General features: G+C 68.9%; 15 protein-coding genes. 8 read left to right on the top strand and 7 right to left on the bottom strand.

Features of this window, described 5'->3' with window-relative positions; genetic code table 11:
- Positions 1-12 precede the first annotated feature (12 nt).
- Complete coding sequence (locus tag WA675_RS00075; protein ID WP_336080843.1) at positions 13-624, top strand: Uma2 family endonuclease; 612 nt, start codon at positions 13-15, stop codon at positions 622-624.
- Between the two features lie 280 nt (positions 625-904).
- On the opposite strand, the gene secA is transcribed toward WA675_RS00075, so the two are convergent.
- The gene (secA, locus tag WA675_RS00070; protein ID WP_336080842.1) at positions 905-3,703 is read right to left on the bottom strand and encodes a preprotein translocase subunit SecA; all 2,799 of its coding nucleotides are present in this window, start codon (positions 3,701-3,703) and stop codon (positions 905-907) included.
- A gap of 246 nt (positions 3,704-3,949) precedes the next feature.
- Here secA and WA675_RS00065 point away from each other — a divergent pair, with 246 nt between their 5' ends.
- The 6 genes from WA675_RS00065 (at position 3,950) to bluB (ending at position 10,928) form a co-directional block, all read left to right on the top strand.
- A complete protein-coding gene (locus tag WA675_RS00065; protein WP_336080841.1) occupies positions 3,950-5,359 on the top strand; it encodes a WS/DGAT/MGAT family O-acyltransferase in 1,410 nt (469 codons plus the stop codon).
- A 10-nt stretch (positions 5,360-5,369) separates the two neighbouring features.
- Entirely contained in the window at positions 5,370-5,903 is a 534-nt protein-coding gene (locus WA675_RS00060; RefSeq protein ID WP_442945547.1) for a DUF6912 family protein, read from the top strand.
- 200 nt (positions 5,904-6,103) lie between these two features.
- Positions 6,104-7,234: a ferredoxin reductase gene (locus WA675_RS00055; RefSeq protein ID WP_336080840.1), complete on the top strand. Its 1,131-nt coding sequence runs from the start codon at positions 6,104-6,106 to the stop codon at positions 7,232-7,234.
- A gap of 263 nt (positions 7,235-7,497) precedes the next feature.
- Positions 7,498-8,898: a fatty acid desaturase family protein gene (locus tag WA675_RS00050; protein WP_336080839.1), complete on the top strand. Its 1,401-nt coding sequence runs from the start codon at positions 7,498-7,500 to the stop codon at positions 8,896-8,898.
- 94 nt (positions 8,899-8,992) lie between these two features.
- Positions 8,993-10,261, top strand: coding sequence for a fatty acid desaturase family protein (locus WA675_RS00045; RefSeq protein ID WP_336080838.1), 1,269 nt, complete (start codon positions 8,993-8,995; stop codon positions 10,259-10,261).
- 31 nt (positions 10,262-10,292) lie between these two features.
- Positions 10,293-10,928 (top strand): 5,6-dimethylbenzimidazole synthase, encoded by a 636-nt coding sequence (gene bluB / locus WA675_RS00040; protein WP_336080837.1) that lies wholly within the window; start codon positions 10,293-10,295, stop codon positions 10,926-10,928.
- Positions 10,929-10,976: 48 nt separating this feature from the next.
- Here bluB and hpf read toward each other — a convergent pair whose 3' ends face one another.
- The 6 genes from hpf to WA675_RS00010 form a co-directional block, all read right to left on the bottom strand.
- Entirely contained in the window at positions 10,977-11,639 is a 663-nt protein-coding gene (gene hpf, locus WA675_RS00035) for a ribosome hibernation-promoting factor, HPF/YfiA family (RefSeq protein WP_336080836.1), read from the bottom strand.
- Positions 11,640-11,864: 225 nt separating this feature from the next.
- Positions 11,865-12,509: a ComF family protein gene (locus WA675_RS00030; protein WP_336080834.1), complete on the bottom strand. Its 645-nt coding sequence runs from the start codon at positions 12,507-12,509 to the stop codon at positions 11,865-11,867.
- A gap of 34 nt (positions 12,510-12,543) precedes the next feature.
- On the bottom strand, positions 12,544-14,328 hold the full coding sequence (gene lpqB / locus WA675_RS00025) for an MtrAB system accessory lipoprotein LpqB (RefSeq protein WP_336080832.1): 1,785 nt from the start codon (positions 14,326-14,328) through the stop codon (positions 12,544-12,546).
- Entirely contained in the window at positions 14,325-16,067 is a 1,743-nt protein-coding gene (gene mtrB, locus WA675_RS00020) for an MtrAB system histidine kinase MtrB (protein ID WP_336081809.1), read from the bottom strand. Before mtrB ends, lpqB begins: the two co-directional genes overlap by 4 nt.
- A gap of 124 nt (positions 16,068-16,191) precedes the next feature.
- On the bottom strand, positions 16,192-16,869 hold the full coding sequence (mtrA, locus tag WA675_RS00015) for an MtrAB system response regulator MtrA (RefSeq protein ID WP_019048752.1): 678 nt from the start codon (positions 16,867-16,869) through the stop codon (positions 16,192-16,194).
- A 78-nt stretch (positions 16,870-16,947) separates the two neighbouring features.
- Entirely contained in the window at positions 16,948-17,595 is a 648-nt protein-coding gene (locus WA675_RS00010) for a dTMP kinase (protein WP_336080828.1), read from the bottom strand.
- Between the two features lie 146 nt (positions 17,596-17,741).
- Here WA675_RS00010 and WA675_RS00005 point away from each other — a divergent pair, with 146 nt between their 5' ends.
- Positions 17,742-17,939: a hypothetical protein gene (locus WA675_RS00005; RefSeq protein ID WP_336080827.1), complete on the top strand. Its 198-nt coding sequence runs from the start codon at positions 17,742-17,744 to the stop codon at positions 17,937-17,939.
- The last annotated feature ends 75 nt before the right edge of the window (positions 17,940-18,014 follow it).

The raw sequence follows: 18,014 nt of genomic DNA, 5'->3' as shown, positions 1-18,014 counted from the left end.
GAGGAGCTGATTATGACCGCGGCGCATCCGGATGGCACACATCGCATCACCGTCGAGGAGTTCCTCGAGGCCGAGCCCGACTCGCTCAGCAGCACCTTCGGCGATTTCGAGGTCGTTGACGGGCTCGTCGTGCGCGCCATGGCGCAGAGCGAGGCGCACAGCCGGGTGGTGCGGCGGCTGGCGGCCGCGCTCGAAGACGCACGCGATCCGGCAGGGCCGTGTTTGCGGGTCGGGTCCGATGTGGCGGTGCGGTTCGCCGATGCCGAGGACAAGTCGGCCGACCGGCGGCTCAATGTCCGGTACCCCGATATCTTCGTTCGCGACTGTGAACCCTACGACGTCAACACCGTTCGCGAGCACATAGCGCTGGTCGCCGAGGTCGCCTCGCGCGCGACCGTCGACAGTGATACCGGGGTGAAGTATCAGCTTTACGCTCGCGCCGGGATTCCGGTGTATCTGATCGTGCACTTCGACAAAAGCTGGGAGCGCATCGACCGGATCGAGGAGTACCGGCTCGACTGGTCCGGAATGCGGTACATGCCGCATCGGGTCCACCGCACCGCGCTGGTACTGGATACGCCGGTCACCATGGCCGTCACCCTCGACGCACTACACCGGCCGTAGCGCTCCCGAGGCATCTTGGCGACGGCGGCGGACAGCTGCACAGCACGGTCAGCCGCCCGGCAGATCCCCGATAACCATCCGGCAGATCTCGGATAGTTGCCCGGCAGATCTCGAATACGGCCCGAAGGGGCTCCGGGACATCGCGGATCTGCAGGGCAACCATGCATGCGATAGTGCATGCATGCATGGCTACATGCGACCTGTACGCGGGTCAGATGGTGGCACGGAATGGCGAAGGCCCCCACCGGAGTGGGGGCCTTCGTTCGATCAGCGGACTATCTCAGCGGCGGCGCTTGCCTTTGGATTCGGCGCGGGCGGCTTCGCGGCGGGAGCGGCGGGGGGCCTGTTGCTGGCGGCCGCCGTATTCCTGGGCGTCGGAGTGGGATTCGGCGCGGCCGTCCTCGGCGGGGCCCGAGTAGTTCAGGCCGCGGGGGGTGGACTCGTCGATGCCCTTGGCGCGCAGGGCCGGTGGGGCCTGGGTGGGGGCGGGGGCGTCCTGGGGGCGGGCGCCGACCGGGGAGCGCAGGCCCTTGTCGATGGAGACGCCTTCGGGCTGTGGCTGCTGGACCTCGACCTGGAGGTTGAACAGGAAGCCGACCGATTCCTCCTTGAGGCCGTCGAGCATGGCCGCGAACATGTCGAAGCCCTCGCGCTGGTACTCGACCAGCGGGTCGCGCTGGGCCATGGCACGCAGGCCGATGCCCTCCTTGAGGTAATCCATCTCGTAGAGGTGCTCGCGCCACTTGCGGTCCAGGACCGAGAGCAACACCTGGCGCTCGAGATTGCGCATGGCGCCCTCGCCTGCCAGGCCGTCGATCTCCTGCTCGCGCTTCTCGTAGGCGGTGTGCGCGTCGTCGAGCAGGGCCTCGCGGAGTTCATCGCGGGTGAGCTCACCGGCGTCACCGGTGGCGGTCTCGCCCGCGAGTTCCTTGGCGTCCAGGCTCACCGGGTACAGCGTCTTGAGCGCGCCCCACAGCTTGTCCAGATCCCAGTCCTCGACATAGCCCTCGGCCGTGGCACCGTCCACATAAGCGGTGGTCACGTCGGTGATCATGCTCTGGACCTGGCCCTCCATGTCCTCGCCACGCAGGATCCGGTTGCGCTCACCGTAGATGACGGTGCGCTGCTGGTTCATCACCTCGTCGTACTTCAAGACGTTCTTGCGGATCTCGAAGTTCTGCTGCTCGACCTGGGTCTGCGCGCTCTTGATGGCCTTGGAGACCATCTTGGCCTCGATCGGCACGTCGTCGGGCAGGTTCAGGCGGGTCATGATGGCCTCGAGCGCGGCACCGTTGAAGCGGCGCATCAGCTCGTCACCCAGCGACAGGTAGAAGCGGGACTCGCCCGGGTCGCCCTGACGGCCGGAGCGGCCGCGCAGCTGGTTGTCGATACGGCGCGACTCGTGCCGCTCGGTGCCCAGCACGTACAGGCCACCGGCCTCGCGCACCTTGTCGGCGTCGGCCTCGGTCTGCTGCTTGACCTGCTCGAGCGCGGAGTGCCAGGCGGCCTCGTACTCGTCGGGGGTGTTCACCGGGTCCAGGCCCTGCTTGCGCAGCAGGATGTCGGCGATGATGTCGGCGTTGCCGCCGAGCACGATATCGGTACCACGACCGGCCATATTGGTGGCGACGGTGACCGCGCCGGGCCGACCGGCCTCGGCGATGATCTGGGCTTCCTGCTCGTGGAACTTCGCGTTCAGCACCGAGTGGGCCACGCCGCGCTTGGTGAACTGCTTGGACAGGTACTCCGAGCGCTCGACGCTGGTGGTACCGATCAGGACCGGCTGGCCCTTCTCGTGGCGCTCCACCACGTCGTCGACGACGGCGTTGAACTTGGCCTCTTCCGACTTGTAGATCAGGTCGGCCTGGTCCTTGCGGACCATCGGCTTGTTGGTCGGGATCGGGACCACGCCGAGCGAGTAGATCGAGTGCAGCTCGGCGGCCTCGGTCTCGGCGGTACCGGTCATGCCGGACAGCTTGTTGTAGAGCCGGAAGTAGTTCTGCAGGGTGATCGTGGCCAGGGTCTGGTTCTCCGGCTGGATCTCGACCTTCTCCTTGGCCTCGATCGCCTGGTGCATGCCCTCGTTGTAGCGGCGGCCCACCAGGATGCGGCCGGTGAACTCGTCGACGATGATCACTTCGCCGTCGCGGACGATGTAGTCCTTGTCGCGGGTGTAGAGCTCCTTGGCCTTGATGGCGTTGTTCAGGTAGCTCACCAGCGGCGAGTTGGCGGCCTCGTAGAGGTTGTCGATGCCGAGCTGGTCCTCGACGAACTCCACGCCCGCCTCGTGCACACCGATGGTGCGCTTCTTGATGTCCACCTCGTAGTGGACGTCCTTCTTCAGCAGCGGCGCGATGCGCGCGAACTCGGCGTACCACTTGGACGAGGCGTCGGCCGGGCCCGAGATGATCAGCGGGGTGCGCGCCTCGTCGATGAGGATGGAGTCGACCTCGTCGACCACGGCGAAGTTGTGGCCGCGCTGGACGAGATCGTCCAGCGAGTGGGTCATGTTGTCGCGCAGGTAGTCGAAGCCGAACTCGTTGTTCGTGCCGTAGGTGACATCGGCGTGGTAGGCCACGCGGCGCTCGGCCGGGGTCATACCGCCGAGGATCACGCCGACCTCGAGCCCGAGGAAGCGGTGCACGCGGCCCATCCACTCCGCGTCGCGCTTGGCGAGGTAGTCGTTGACGGTGACGACGTGCACGCCCTCGCCGGACAGCGCGTTGAGGTAGGCGGGCAGCACACAGGTCAGGGTCTTGCCCTCACCGGTCTTCATCTCGGAGATGTTGCCCAGGTGCAGCGAGGCGCCGCCCATGATCTGCACCTTGTAGTGCTTCTGGTTCAGCACCCGCCAGGACGCCTCGCGGGCCACCGCGAAGGCCTCGAGCAGCAGGTCGTCGAGGGTCTCGCCGTCGAGGTAGCGCTGCTTGAACTCGTCGGTCTTGGCGCGCAGTTCGTCGTCGGTGAGCTGCTCGATCTCGTCGCCGTACGCGATGACCTCGTCAGCGAGGTTCGACAGCCGCTTGACCATGCGGCCTTCACCAATCCGTAGCAACCTCGTCAGTGTCAGCGCAGGCACGGGTCTCGTCAGTCCTCTGGTCGAAGTGTGGTCGGCTGGTGAGCCACAGTGTTGTGGGCCATGGTAGTCCGCAGACCACCGTACCCGGCGGCGTGGACCGGTGCCCGGTGTACCGGGGGCTGTCATCGGCCCAGGTCACGGCGCCCACCGAGCGGCATTGCCGGGCACTGCGATTCACCTGGGGTGACGTAGGATGTAGCGCGTGCCCGATCTGCGGATACGGCGCCGGAAGGAGCAGCGGAGCGCGTGATCACGAGATTGACGCCGCAGGACGCGTCGTTCTACCGGCTCGAATCGAGCAGCAACCCGATCCACATCGGCTCTCTCGCGATCCTGCGGAACACCGCGCCCGGCGTGGACGGTCCGGTCCTGGACTACGAACGCCTCATCGACCTGGTCGAATCGCGGCTGCCGCTGGTCCCCCGGTACCGCCGCAAGGTGCGCGAGATCCCGCTGGCCATGGGCCGCCCGGTCTGGGTGGAGGACAGCCGCTTCGACATCAGCTATCACATCCGCCGCTCCGCCCTGCCCGGTCCGGGCAGCGACGAACAGCTCTACGACCTGGTGGCCCGGCTGGCCTCGCGCCCGCTGGATCAGGGGCGTCCGCTGTGGGAGATGTATCTGATCGAGGGCCTGTCCGACGGGCGCGCGGCGGTGTTCACCAAATCGCATTCGGCCCTGGTCGACGGCGACACCGCGCTCGAGATCGGGCATGTGATCCTCGACAACAGCCCGCTGCCGCGGGTCCTGGCCGACGACGCCTGGCGCGCGCCGCGCGAACCCACCGACGTGGAGCTGCTGGCCGGGGCCCTGTCGCAGCTGGCCGCGCAGCCGCGCGAGGCCTACGGGGTGGTGCGCGACGCGGGGTCGAGCGCGTTCGGCGTGGTCCGCGGTACCCGGATGGCGATGCAGGCCGCGGCCAACGCGGTCCGCGCGGCGACCTCCGGCGCCCCGGACAGCTTGCTCAATACGCGCACCTCGCGCAGCCGCCGCTTCGATGTGGTGCGCACCGATCTCGAGGACTACCGCACCATCCGGCGCCACTTCGACTGCTCGATCAACGACACGGTGCTGGCGGTCGTCACGGGGGCGCTGCGCAACTGGCTGCTCTCGCGCAACGAGGCGCTGGTGGAGTCGACGAATCTGCGCGCGGTGGTGCCGATGTCGGTGTATGTCGACGGGGACAACCAGCTGACCCCGGCCAGCGAGGTGTCCTCGTTCCTCATCGATCTGCCGGTGGGCGAACCGAATCCGACGATGCGTCTATCGCACATCTCGCACGCCACCGACGCCGCGGGCCGCGCGCGCAAACGGGTGCGTGCGCGCACGCTGGTGCACCTGGCCGGATTCGCGCCTGCCAGCCTGCACGCGATGAGTGTGCGGGCGGCGAGTACCTTCGCCGACAACACGTTCAACCTGGTGATCACCAACGCGCCGGGACCACAGACCGCGATGTACATCGGCGGGGCGCGCATGCTGGAGATGTATCCGGTATCGCCGCTGCTGCGCAATCAGACGTTGAACTTCGGACTCACCTCGTACGACGGTCAGGTCTTCTACGGACTCAACGCCGACCGCGACGCCATGGCCGACATCGATGTCCTCGCGGCCTCGGTGCACGAATCGATGGAGGAGTTGCTCGGTGCCTGTCTCTGAGAACGGCAAGTTGCGCGTCTATATCCCGGCGACGATCCCGATGCTGCGCGCGCTCGTGGACGAGCGCGAGATCTTTCCGCTGGGCGCGACCGCCTTCGCGGTGACCCCCGCCCTGCGCGAGGCCTACGCCGCGGGCGACGACGACGAGCTCGCCGAGGTGGCGATGCAGGAGGCCGCCCGCGCCTCGCTGCGCCTGCTCGCCGCCGAACGCGACGGCGACGCCGAGCCCGACGCCGAGGCCGCCGAGCCGGGCAGCCCGATCTACCGGCGCGCGGTGATCGCCGCCGACGTGACCGGCGCCAAGCTGCGGCCCGATCTCGACGACGCGGTGGTGAAGCTGGCCGGGCCGGTGAGCTTCAACCAGGTGGCCTCGGTGCACGTGGACCTGGCCGAGGCCGAACCGCAGGTCGCCAAGGCCGTAGACGTGATCGACGCCGCCGACCTGGGCGATCCCGACGCCGAGTTCGTCCTCGGGGACGCCGAGGATCATCAGCTGGCCTGGTACGCCACCCAGGAGCTGTCGTTTCTGTTGGACCTGCTCTGAGTCTGTTCCCGGCCCGCCCGACTCTGGACTGACCGGAGGGTGCGACGAAGGAGTGCCCGGAGGGAGGGAAGAGGCGGGGAACAGGGCCGGGAACCGCGGCGCCAGCCGCAGGTGTCACAGAACCTACGATGCCGTAACCTGGCGTCGAGCGAGCTGCCCCACCGAAGCTCGCCAGGCATCACAGGGAGACAACGGCAAGCATGGTCCTGAACAAGTTCCGGGAATGGCTCGAGGCACCGGCCGCGCAGGTCGCCGACCGCGGCGGCAAGCTGAACGTGCTGCGTGGCGCGGTCGCCCGGGTGACCACGCCGCTGCTGCCCGACGACTACCTGCACCTGGCCAATCCGCTGTGGTCGGCGCGTGAGCTGCGCGGGCGCATCGTGGAGGTGCGGAAGGAGACCGCCGACTCGGCGACCCTGGTGATCAAGCCGGGCTGGGGCTTCGACTTCAAGTATCAGCCGGGCCAGTACATCGGCATCGGCATCCTGATCGACGGCCGGTGGAACTGGCGTTCGTACTCGCTGACCTGCCCGCCGGACTGGACCGGCGAGGGCAGCAAGCGGCTGATCTCCATCGCGGTGAAGGCCATGCCGGAGGGCAAGCTGTCCGGTCATCTGGTCAACGGTGTCGCCGCGGGCACCATCGTGCGCCTGGCCGCGCCGCAGGGCGGGTTCGTGCTGCCCGAGCCGCCCCCGGCCAAGGTGTTGTTCCTCACCGCGGGCAGCGGCATCACCCCGGTGATGTCGATGCTGCGGACCATGGACCGCCGCGACGGCGTCACCGATGTGGTGCACGTGCACTCCGCCCCCACCGACGCCGACGTGATGTTCGGCGCCGAGCTGCGCGCGCTGCACGACAAGCACCCCAGCTTCGTCTCGCACCTGCAGCTCACCGATTCCCAGGGCCTGTTCGCGCTGGCCAGCCTGGACGAGCTGTACCCCGACTGGCGCGAGCGCGAGACCTGGGCGTGCGGCCCGGCCCCGATGCTCGACGCCATCGAACAGCATTGGAAGGCCGCCGGAATCGGCGACAAGCTGCACATCGAACGCTTCGAGGTGGAGCGCTCCGCCATCGGCGAGGGCGGCACCGTCACCTTCGGCACCACCGGCCGCACCCTGACCGTCGACGGCGCCACCAGCCTGCTCGAGGCGGGCGAGTCGGTGGGCGTGCAACTGCCCTTCGGCTGCCGCATGGGCATCTGCCAGACCTGCGTGGTCACCCTGTCGGCGGGGCACGCCCGCGACCTGCGCAACGGGGACGAGCGTCAGCCGGGGGACAAGGTGCAGACCTGCATCTCGGCGGCTGCCGGAGATTGCACACTCGACATCTGAGGATCCCGCCCGCGTCTGTGAGCAGGTACTCTCGAAGCCATGCATCGGCCGACGACGGCCGACATGGCTGGGCTGGGCCTTACGTGCGCCATCCGTGTGACAAACGGGCCGGGAACAGCGGCGTAGCCGCCCGTTCTCGGCCCGCCTCGATTCTGGACTGACCAGAGGGTGCGACGAAGGAGTGCCCGGCGGGAGGGAAGAATCGAGGCCCGCCAGGGCCGAGAACACGCGGCGCCAGCCGCCGACCAACAGAGAGGACCCCGGTGGCCATCACCGATATCCAGGCCTTCGCCCATTTGACGGCGGCCGACATCGAGACCCTGGGGAAAGAACTCGATTCCATCCGCCGTTCGGTGGAGACCTCCCGTGGCGAGCGCGACGCGCGCTATATCCGCCGCACCATCGCCGCGCAGCGCGGGCTGGAGGTGGCGGGCCGGGCGATCCTGTTCGGCAGCCGCAATCGCTGGGCCTGGCTGGGCGGCACCGCCCTGCTCTCGGTGGCCAAGATCATCGAGAACATGGAGCTCGGGCACAACGTGAGCCACGGGCAGTGGGATTGGATGAACGATCCGGAGATCCATTCCACCAGCTGGGAGTGGGATATGACCGGTACGTCGGCCCAGTGGCGCCGGGCGCACAACTACTCCCATCACACCTATACCAATGTCCTGGGCAAGGACGAGGATCTCGGGTTCGGCATTCTGCGGATGACCAGGGACGAGGCCTGGCATCCCAAGCATCTGGTGCAGCCCGCGGCGAATCTGCTGCTGGCGGCGACCTTCGAGTGGGGTATCGCGCTGCACGATCTGAGCATCGAGAAGCAGTTGGCCGGTGTCCCGGCGACGCAGCTGCTCTCGGAGCCGAACAAGGATTTCGCCCGCAAGGCGGGCCGCCAGGTGGTCAAGGATTTCGTGCTGTATCCGGCGATCACCGGTCCGGCGTGGAAGTCGACGCTGAAGGCGAACACCACCGCGAATCTGGTGCGCAATCTGTGGGCGTACGCGGTGATCTTCTGTGGGCATTTCCCGGACGGCGCGGAGAAGTTCACCGTCGAGCAGCTCGACGGGGAGACCCAGGGCGAGTGGTATCTGCGCCAGATGCTGGGTAGCGCGAATTTCAAGGCCGGTCCGGTGATGGCGTTCATGAGCGGCAATCTCTGCTACCAGATCGAGCATCACCTGTTCCCGGATCTGCCGAGCAATCGGTATCCGGAGGTGGCGGTGCGGGTGCGCGAGTTGTGCGACAAGTACGACTTGCCCTACACCACCGGCTCGCTGGGCAAGCAGTATCTGCTGGCCTTCCGCACCATCCACAAGCTGGCGCTGCCCGACCGTTTCCTCAAGCGGACCGCCGATGACGCTCCGGAGACCTCGTCGGAGCGCAAGTTCGCCGGGATCACCCTGCCGGACGCGCTGCGGGTGGATCCGGAGACCGGTAAGCGTTTCGGGCTGCGTTCGGCGCTGCACGACGCGAAGGTGACCTTGGAGATCAAGGCGCGGCACGAGAAGGAAGTGCTGCGCGAGGCGAAGGTGGCGCTCAAGGCGCGGGCGCGGCAGGAGAAGCTGGCGTTGCGCGAGGCCAAGCGGGCGCTGGGCGAACGGGCGCGGGGTGAGCGGGTCGCGCTGCGGCACAAGCTGGCCCAGCGGCTCGGTAGCGACAGATAACATCTCCATCTCGATTTTTCAATAGGACGTATCACACAATCCGGGCCCGAATTCGCCAACCTACGCTCTCGTAACTTACGGTACTGTAACCGCCATGGCGATCTCGGATGTCAAGGAATACGCGCACCTCACCGCGGCGGATGTCGAAGCACTCGGTGCGGAATTCGACGCGATCCGCCGGGAGATCGAATCCTCCCGGGGCGCGGCGGACGCGCGGTATATCCGCAATGTCATCCGGCTGCAGCGCGCGCTGGAGATCAGCGGCCGCACGGTGCTGTTCGCCAGCTTCCTGCCCCCGGCCTGGCTGGCGGGCGTCGCCCTGCTCGGCACCGCCAAGATCATCGAGAACATGGAGATCGGGCACAACGTCATGCACGGGCAGTGGGACTGGATGAACGATCCGGAGATCCACTCCACCTCGTGGGAATGGGACAATGCGGGCCCCTCGGCGCACTGGAAGATCACCCACAACTTCCTGCACCACAAGTACACCAACGTGCTGGGCATGGACGACGACATCGGCTACGGCCTGCTGCGCGTCACCCGCGATCAGCGCTGGTCGCCGTTCTACCTGGGCAACCCGATCTACAACTTCCTGCTGCAGGCGCTGTTCGAGTACGGCGTGGCCATCCAGCACCTGGAGCTGGGCAAGGTCGCCAAGAAGAAGTGGGCCAAGGACTCCCCCGAGTGGAAGCAGTTCGACGCCGACCGCAAGCTGGTGCTCGAGAAGATCGGTAAGCAGGCCCTCAAGGACTACCTGGTCTTCCCGCTGCTGACCGGCCCCTCGTTCTTCTCCACCCTCACCGCCAACTTCGCCGCCAACGTGGTGCGCAATGTGTGGACCAACGCGGTGATCTTCTGCGGTCACTTCCCCGACGGCGCCGAGAAGTTCACCAAGGCCGATATCGAGAACGAGACCCAGGGCGAGTGGTACCTGCGGCAGATGCTGGGCAGCGCCAACATCAGCGGCGGCCCGGTCATGCACTTCATGACCGGTAACCTCAGCCACCAGATCGAGCACCATCTGTTCCCCGATCTGCCCAGCAACCACTACGCCGCCATCGCGGTGCGGGTGCGCGCGCTGGCCGAGAAGTACGACCTGCCCTACACCACCGGCTCGCTGCCGGTGCAGTACTTCAAGTCCTGGCGCACCATCCTCAAGCTGTCGCTGCCCAACAAGTACCTGCGCCACACCAGCGACAACGCCCCCGAGACCAAGTCGGAGCGGTTCTTCGACGGCAACACCGTCGCCACGATCGATCCGGCGACCGGCCGTCGCCGTGGCCTGCGCACCGCGCTGGCCGAGGGCCGCCGCCGTGGGCGCACCGCGCTGGCCGCCGGGCGCTCGCTGGCCCGCCGCTGAGCAGGCCCGCGGATCTGGTTCACTGATCGGCGTGTGTGCCGATCAACTGAGCGTCTACGACGCGATCCGACTGCGCCGCGATGTGCGCGCCGAGTACACCGGCGAGACGGTCGACGACGACACGCTCTGGCGGATTCTCGACGCCGCCCATCGCGCGCCCAGCGTCGGTAATTCGCAGCCCTGGGATTTCGTCGTGGTCCGCCAGGACGACACCCTGCGCCGCTTCGCCGCCCATGTCGCGGACAAGCGGGCCGAGTTCCACGCCTCGCTGCCCGCCGACCGGGCCGCGACCTTCGATCCGATCAAGATCGAGGGCATCGTCGAGAGCGGTACCGGCATCGTGGTCACTCACGACGACCGGCGCGGCGGCCCGCAGGTGCTGGGCCGGGCCACCGTTGCGGCGACCGGGGTGTACTCCACCGTGCTGGCCATCCAGAACCTGTGGCTCGCGGCGACCGCGGAGCAGGTCGGGGTGGGCTGGGTGTCGTTCTACGATCCAGACATTCTGCGCGAGCTGATCGCGCTGCCCGCCGGGATCGAGCCGGTGGCCTGGCTGTGCGTGGGACCGGTGCGGGAGTTCCAGCGGGTGCCGGACCTGGAGCGATTCGGCTGGCGTACCGGCCGGGCGCTCACCGAGGCCGTGCACTACGAGACCTTCGGCGGCTGAACGCGAACCGGGCACCCGCGGTGGCGGGTGCCCGGCGAGCTGCCGACGTCAGGCCAGCCGGATCAGGCCGTAGTCGAAGGCGTGTCTGCGGTAGACGACCGAGGGACGGTCGGTCTCGCGGTCGTGGAAGAGGAAGAAGTCGTGCCCGACCAGTTCCATCTGGTAGAGCGCGTCGTCGACGGACATCGGTGTCGCGGTGTGCACCTTGGTGCGGACGATATGGCCGGGACCGCTCTGGTCCTCGGCGTCCTCGCCGTGGGCGTGTGCCTCGGCGCCGTTGGGCGCGGTGAACAGGGAATCGTCCACCAGTGTCGCGGTGGCCTGGGCGACCGAGACCGGGGTCTTGTCCCCGTAGTGCACGACGCGGCGCTTGTCCTTGGCGCGGCGCAGCCTGCTCTCGATCTTCTGGGTGGCCGACTCGAGCGCGGCGTAGAAGCTGTCGGCGCACGCCTCGGCGCGCACGATCGGTCCACGGCCGCGCGCGGTGATCTCCACGCGTTGACAGGCCTTGCGTTGACGACGGTTACGTTCATGGAAGAGTTCCACATCGAACAGGAAGATCGACGGGTCGAAGCGCTCCAGGCGAGCGAGCTTCTCCGCGACGTGGATTCGATAGTGGTCGGGGATTTCGACGTTCCGGCCGGATACCACCACTTCGGCGTGGGGTGTCTCGTCTCGGGTCGTCTCGTCGGCACCGTCCAGCAGTGCCATAGGGTCAGCATCTCGCACTGATGTCCGTGCAGAAGTCGTCACGCGTACCTCCCGGATATGGCCGCACGCTTACGCTCGTGTGCGGCGAGATTGAGCTGTGCCGATCGGGAATCGCTCGGCACCAGATATCCGCGGCCCCACCTCCCGAACTCGTGGATCGGTGTGTGCTCGCGACGCTAGTCCGCCACGAGCAAGTGCGCCACTGTTCACGCAAATTTCGCCGCGTCAAGCCGCACAGGTCACCAAAACGGCCCGGGGAACTACGCCGATCCGGCCAAGAACGCGCACCGACTCGCGTGCGGTGGCCCCGGTCGTGAGCACATCGTCGACCAGGACTACCTCGGCATTCGCCCCGATCGGGCCCGCCGTGGCAGGAGGCTCGACGGCGGTGATCCGGCCGCGCAGATTGTGGGCTCGCTCCTGTCTGCTCAGCCCGACCGAATCGCGCACGCCCGGCCGCAGCGCCAGCAGCGGCACGCTCCGGCAATCGATGAGCCACCCCGCCGCGACCGCCGCCGCGCGGGCCACCGGATCGCCGCCGCGGCGCCGGGCGGCGGCCGCTCTGGTGGGCGCGGGGACCAGCACCAGGGGGCGGTCCGGGGCGCGCAGCCGGGCCAGGGCGTGCGCGAGCGCGACGCCGAGGGGTTCGGTCAGGTCGCGCCTGCCGCGTTCCTTGGCGGCGAGCACAGCGCGTCTTCCCGGGCCCGCGTAGGGGCCAAGGGTCCAGCACGGGACGCCCGGATCGGTGCGCGGGCGCACCCGTACCGGGGCCCGAGCCAGCGTGTGCGCGCAGTCCGCGCACCAGGCCGGGCCCGCGCGACCGCAGCCGCCGCAGCAGGCGGGCAGCACCAGATCCAGCAGCACTCTCATAGCGAACGAGTATGGCCGCGGGGTCCGACAGGTTTCAGCTGGGCAGGACCGGGACCACACTGTCGCCGGTGAGCCCGGGCACCTCGCGCCAGAACCGGTCGTTGCGCGCGGGGTCGGCGGTCTGCAGTTGCAGCACCGCGCGCGAATCGGCGACGTACTGGGTGACCGGCGACGCGGTCACCACCCGCACCGGCGGCGTGAGGTTCTGCGGGGTCACCGGGGTGAACTGGGAGCCGTCGATGGAGACGGTGAAGACCGGGTCGACATTGCCCTCGCGCGCCACCATCAGGGTGTCGCCGGTGACCCAGCTCAGCGAGACCGCGCGGCTGCTCAGGCCGACCGCCACCGGTACCGGCGAGGTGAGCGCGAAGCGGCCGTCGGGCTGTCGCTGCACCACCGCCACGTAGACCTTGCCGTCGGCGATCAGCGCCGCCCGCACCCCCGTACGCGACACCGCGATCTCGCTGATCGGCGTGCGCGGGGCGCCCGTGCCCTCGAACAGGCCCGCGGTGTCCACCGGATCCACCGACACATTGCCGGTGGCGCGGTCGGTGACCGCCCGGATGACCCGCTCGCCGTCGATCACCGTCCAGGCCGCGCCGCCGTCGGCGGTCCAGGACGGGCGGGCGATGCTCATGCCCTCGGCCACCCCGAACGCCTTGGCGCCGTAATTGCCGATCAGCAGTGTCCGGCCGGGTTCGGATTCGGGCCTGCCGGTGTCGGCGACCGCGGCCACGAACTGGCCGTCGGCGGAGATGCCGACCGACTGCAGGTTGGTGGCCTCGCCGAAGGACCCGCTCGGGGTGATGATGCCGTCGGGGGTCACCTGCACCAGGGTGCCGTTGCGCAGCGCGTGCAGCCCGACCCGGTTCTGCCCGGGCGCGCTGGCGCTGAACTGGTCGACATCGGCGACCGACCAGCCGTTGGCGTGCCGCTCGTCGAGCGGTTTGCCGTCGGCCAGCAGCACGTACGGGCCGAGGATGTCGGCCCCGGCCAGGGTCATCACCACCTGGGCGGCGAACAGCTCGCGCTCGCGCTGGCCCAGATTGCCGACCCCGGAGAAGTCGATGCGCACCCCGCCGATGCCGACGCCGACCTCGCCCGGTTCGTTGTCGGCCTTGGTGATCGGGCCGTTCACCGCCACCGGCGGGGCGAGATTGTTGCGCACGACCGGTGCGATGGCCGCCTGCGGACCGGCGAGCAGCAGGCCGATCAGCCGCTCGGTGAGCTGCCCGCGCGGCGCCGAGACCCAGCGCGGATCCGGGACCAGCGCGGAGTTGCCGGGCTCGACATAGTTGAGCACATAGCGGCGGTAGGACTTGTCGAAGGAGTTCGAGTCGGTCACCACGCCGTCGGGCAGGTCGGTGATGCGCCACTCGCCGTCGAGCTTGCTCATCTCGATCTTGTTCTCGAGGATGCCGTCCACCGCGCGGTAGCCGCCGTCGCTGCCGAGCTCACCGACCTTGCGGGCGCGGATGACATACCCGGCCTTGTCGGCCGAGCGCGACTCACGCAGGATGTCGGGCCGGTCGACGATGGTGATGCTCGCCTCGTCGTTCCACTCGCTCGCGGCGTCGGTGGCCAGGTACTGGCGCGCGGCGGCGTGCTGGTTGGCCGGGTCGGCGCTGGCGCTGAGGAAATCACCGACCAGCAGGTCGGGGTCGCGGCCCGGGGTCGGCGGGTTCGGGCCCGCCGAGGTCGGGGCGCGGTTGATCGTGCCCAGCGCCTGCGGCGCGGAGGACTCCGGCAGGCTGGCGCAGCCGGTGAGGATCAGCAGCCCGGCCAGGGCGGCCGCGAACGCACCACGCGCCTTCGTCATGTCGGTCGGTCTCCGGTCTCGGTCGAGGTCGGCTCGGCATCGGGTCCCGCGGACTCGGCACCGGCCGGTCCGTCGGCCGGTGCGCTCGCCTGCTCGCCGGGGTCGGGGGGTGCCGTGTCGCTGACCGGCGCGTCCGGTTCGGTCGGCTCGGCGGGTTCGGCCTCGGGCAGCGCGGGGACCTTGCGCAGCATCGGCTCCAGGGCGAGCGGGCTCGGCCCGAGTTTACGGCCACGCACCATCGGCAACAGCAGCCGGAAGCTGGCGCCAACGCCCGGGTCGCCCCACGCCTCCAGCCTGCCCTCGTGCAGATTGGCGTCCTCGACGCTGATCGACAGGCCGAGGCCGGTGCCGCCGGAGCGGCGCACCCGCGACGGGTCCGAGCGCCAGAAACGATTGAAGACCAGCTTCTCCTCGCCCGGCCGCAGGCCCACACCCTGGTCACGCACCACGGTGGCCACGGCATTGGACTCGGCGTCGCCGCGCATCCGGATGAGCACCGGTTTGCCCTCGCTGTGGTCGATGGCGTTGGCGAGCAGATTGCGCAACACCCGCTCGACCCGGCGCGGGTCGACCTCGGCGACCACCGGGTCCTCGGGCAGATCGATGACCAGCTCGACCCCGGCCTCCTTGGCCAGGTGCCGCACCGTGGAGATCGCGGCCCGCGCGCACATGCGCATGTCCAGCGATTCCACCTGCAGCTCGGCCACACCGGCGTCGTGCCGGGAGATCTCGAGCAGGTCGTTGAGCAGGCCCTCGAATCGGTCGAGCTCGTTGACCAGCAGCTCGGAGCTGCGCGCCAGCGCCGGATCGAGATCGTCGCTGGAGCCGTGGATGAGGTCGGCGGCCATCCGCACGGTGGTCAGCGGGGTGCGCAGCTCATGGCTGACATCGGAGGTGAAGCGGCGCTGCAGATTGCCGAATTCCTCGAGCTGGGTGATCTGGTTGGACAGGCTCTCGGCCATCTCGTTGAACGCCTGCGCCAGCCGGGCCATGTCGTCCTCGCCGCGCACGAGCATGCGTTCCTTGAGCCTGCCGTCGGCGAAGCGGCCCGCGATCCGGGCCGCCGACCGGATCGGCAGCACCACCTGCCGGGTCACCAGCGCGGTGATCGCGGCCAGCAGCACCAGCAGCACCACGCCGCCGATGAGCATGGTGCCGCGCATCAGCGACAGGCTCGACTCCTCGCTGGCCAGCGGGAAGATCAGGTAGATCTCCAGGGTCGCCACCTCGGCGCTGGGGCTGCCGATGATCAGCGCGCGGCCGCGGTAGCCGTCGGGGTCGGCGACGGTGGTGAACTGGTAGGAGACCTGGTTGCGCTGCACGAACCGGCGCAGTTCCGGGGGCACCTCGGAGACCGGGCCGGTGGTGAGTTCCTGCGGCGGGGTGCCGCCGATCATCGCCAGCGCGGAATTGAAGCTGCCCGCCGCGCCGGTCGACTGGCCGGTGCCGCCGCGGCTCGACAGCGCCGCGCGCGCGTCGGCCAGCTGTTGCTGCTGGCTGTTCGCGTCGTGCACGCCGGAGAGCATGTTCTCGATCGTGCTGCGGGCACGGTCCATCTCCTCGACGGCCGCGTTGATCTTGGCCTCGAGCAGCCGGTCGGTGATCTGACCGGTGAGCACGACCCCGAGGATCGTGATGACGATCAGCGACAGGGTCAACGTGGACACGATGACGCGCAGCTGCAGCGAGCGCCGCCACAGATGACCGAGGGCGGTCCCGATGGTCTGGAACCAGGCCAGCACCGGGGCCACCCACTGCCGCACCTGCGCGACGGCGGACAGCGTGCGTCCACCCTGGGCCGGATCGCCTGCTGGTAGGCGCGGTGGGGAACTCTCGGTCACCGCGGCGCCTCACAGCGACCGATCACGGCGGTCCGGCCTTGTAGCCCACGCCGCGGACCGTCAGCACGATCTCCGGGTTCTCCGGGTCCTTCTCGACCTTGGCGCGTAGTCGCTGCACGTGCACGTTCACCAGGCGGGTGTCGGCGGCGTGCCGGTAACCCCACACCTGTTCGAGCAGGACCTCGCGGGTGAACACCTGACGCGGCTTGCGCGCCAGCGCGACCAGCAGGTCGAACTCGAGCGGGGTGAGCGAGATCTGCGCGCCGCCGCGGGTCACCTTGTGCGCGGGCACGTCGATGACGATGTCGGCGATGGAGAGCAGCTCGGCGGGCTCGTCCTCGGTGCGGCGCAGGCGCGCGCGCACGCGGGCGACGAGTTCCTTCGGCTTGAACGGCTTGACGATGTAATCGTCGGCGCCGGACTCCAGACCGAGCACCACGTCGACCGTGTCTGTCTTGGCGGTGAGCATCACGATCGGGACGCCGGAATCGGCCCGTAGCACGCGGCACACGTCGATGCCGTTCATGCCGGGCAGCATCAGGTCCAGCAACACCAGGTCGGGGCGGATCTCCCGCACCGCCGACAGGGCCTGCGTGCCGTCGCCGACCACGTGCGGGTCGAACCCTTCCCCGCGCAAGACGATGGTCAGCATCTCAGCGAGTGCCATATCGTCGTCGACGACCAGAATCTTGGGCTTCATAGTCCTATGTTGTCATCTCCCAGGCCAGGATCGGGCCGCCACGCCATTAATGGTGTGAACCCGTCGCCGTATCCCACCTTATCCGGCAAAGATTTCCGTGCAGAGGGTGAGTAGTGCGGGCCTGTCGTCCTCGGATCGGTATGTCCACCACCGGCCGTACCAATCGCGGTCGGCCAGCTCACGATAGACCGCGCCGGTGCGCCGCTGCAGCCCGCCGTCGCGTTCGTAGGCGTCCAGGGCGCGGGTGTCGTCGAGTTCGCCACGGCGGCGGGCTCGTTCGGCGGCCACCTCGGTGGGTACGTCGAGCAGCACGGTGAGGTCGGCCGGGGGCAGGGCCAGCCTGCCGAACTCCAGATCGCCGACCCAGGCGACGATTTCGCCGTCGGCATCCTGGTCGGCCCGGGCGGCGGAGTACGCCGCGTTGGAGGCCACCCAGCGGTCCAGGATCACGATGTCGTTGGCGTCCAACAGGTTCGACAGCTCCGCCGAGGCGGCCGAGCGGTCCAGCGCGAACAGGATGGCCATGGCGTTGATCGAGCCCGCCAGGTCGCCGTTGCCGCCGCGCAGCGCCTCGGCGGCGAGGTCGGCGTGCACGGACCGGCCGTACTGCGGAAAGGCCAGGCTTCCGGCCCGCAGCCCCTTCGCGTTCAACTCCGCGATCAGGCCGTCGATCAGCGTCCGTTTCCCGGCACCGTCGAGGCCCTCCACCGCAATCAGCACGCCCATGACCGGTGAGATTACCCGCTCCGCGAGCCCACGACCGCGCAGCCCGTTTCACAGCGCCCCGATTTCTCCGGTCTGGTGTGGACCGGCCGGTCCGGGGCAGGGTGTGCTCACTATCGACCGATCCGCTCGACCCCGCTGGAGCCACCTTGAGAACGCGCAGACTGACCACCGCCCTCGTCCTCGCCGCCGCGCTGACGACCCTCGCCGCACCGGCCGCCTCCGCGGAGGGCTCGGCCGCCACCGACACCGGCTCCTCCCAGATGGCGGGCCTGCTCTTCTGCGGGCTGCTCTCGCTGAGCAACGGGAACAACCCGACGATCTGCGATACCGGCATCGTCCCCTGAGAAAACGCGCGCGGCCCCGCCGACCCGGGAGGTCGGCAGGGCCGCGTGCGTAGGGCTCAGTAGCGGTAATGCTCG

The sequence above is a fragment of the Nocardia sp. SSK8 genome, from assembly GCF_037034205.1.
Taxonomy (GTDB): Bacteria; Actinomycetota; Actinomycetes; order Mycobacteriales; family Mycobacteriaceae; genus Nocardia.
This window is presented reverse-complemented; position numbering and strand designations above follow the sequence as displayed.

What these genes read in the sequence shown, in the direction of transcription:
- WA675_RS00075 (WP_336080843.1), top strand. Translation starts at nt 13, where the DNA reads ATGACCGCGGCGCATCCGGATGGCACACATCGCATCACCGTCGAGGAG.
- WA675_RS00055 (WP_336080840.1), top strand. Translation starts at nt 6,104, where the DNA reads ATGGTCCTGAACAAGTTCCGGGAATGGCTCGAGGCACCGGCCGCGCAG.
- WA675_RS00045 (WP_336080838.1), top strand. Translation starts at nt 8,993, where the DNA reads ATGGCGATCTCGGATGTCAAGGAATACGCGCACCTCACCGCGGCGGAT.
- hpf (WP_336080836.1), bottom strand. Translation starts at nt 11,639, where the DNA reads ATGGCACTGCTGGACGGTGCCGACGAGACGACCCGAGACGAGACACCC.
- WA675_RS00030 (WP_336080834.1), bottom strand. Translation starts at nt 12,509, where the DNA reads ATGAGAGTGCTGCTGGATCTGGTGCTGCCCGCCTGCTGCGGCGGCTGC.
- lpqB (WP_336080832.1), bottom strand. Translation starts at nt 14,328, where the DNA reads ATGACGAAGGCGCGTGGTGCGTTCGCGGCCGCCCTGGCCGGGCTGCTG.
- mtrA (WP_019048752.1), bottom strand. Translation starts at nt 16,869, where the DNA reads ATGAAGCCCAAGATTCTGGTCGTCGACGACGATATGGCACTCGCTGAG.
- WA675_RS00010 (WP_336080828.1), bottom strand. Translation starts at nt 17,595, where the DNA reads ATGGGCGTGCTGATTGCGGTGGAGGGCCTCGACGGTGCCGGGAAACGG.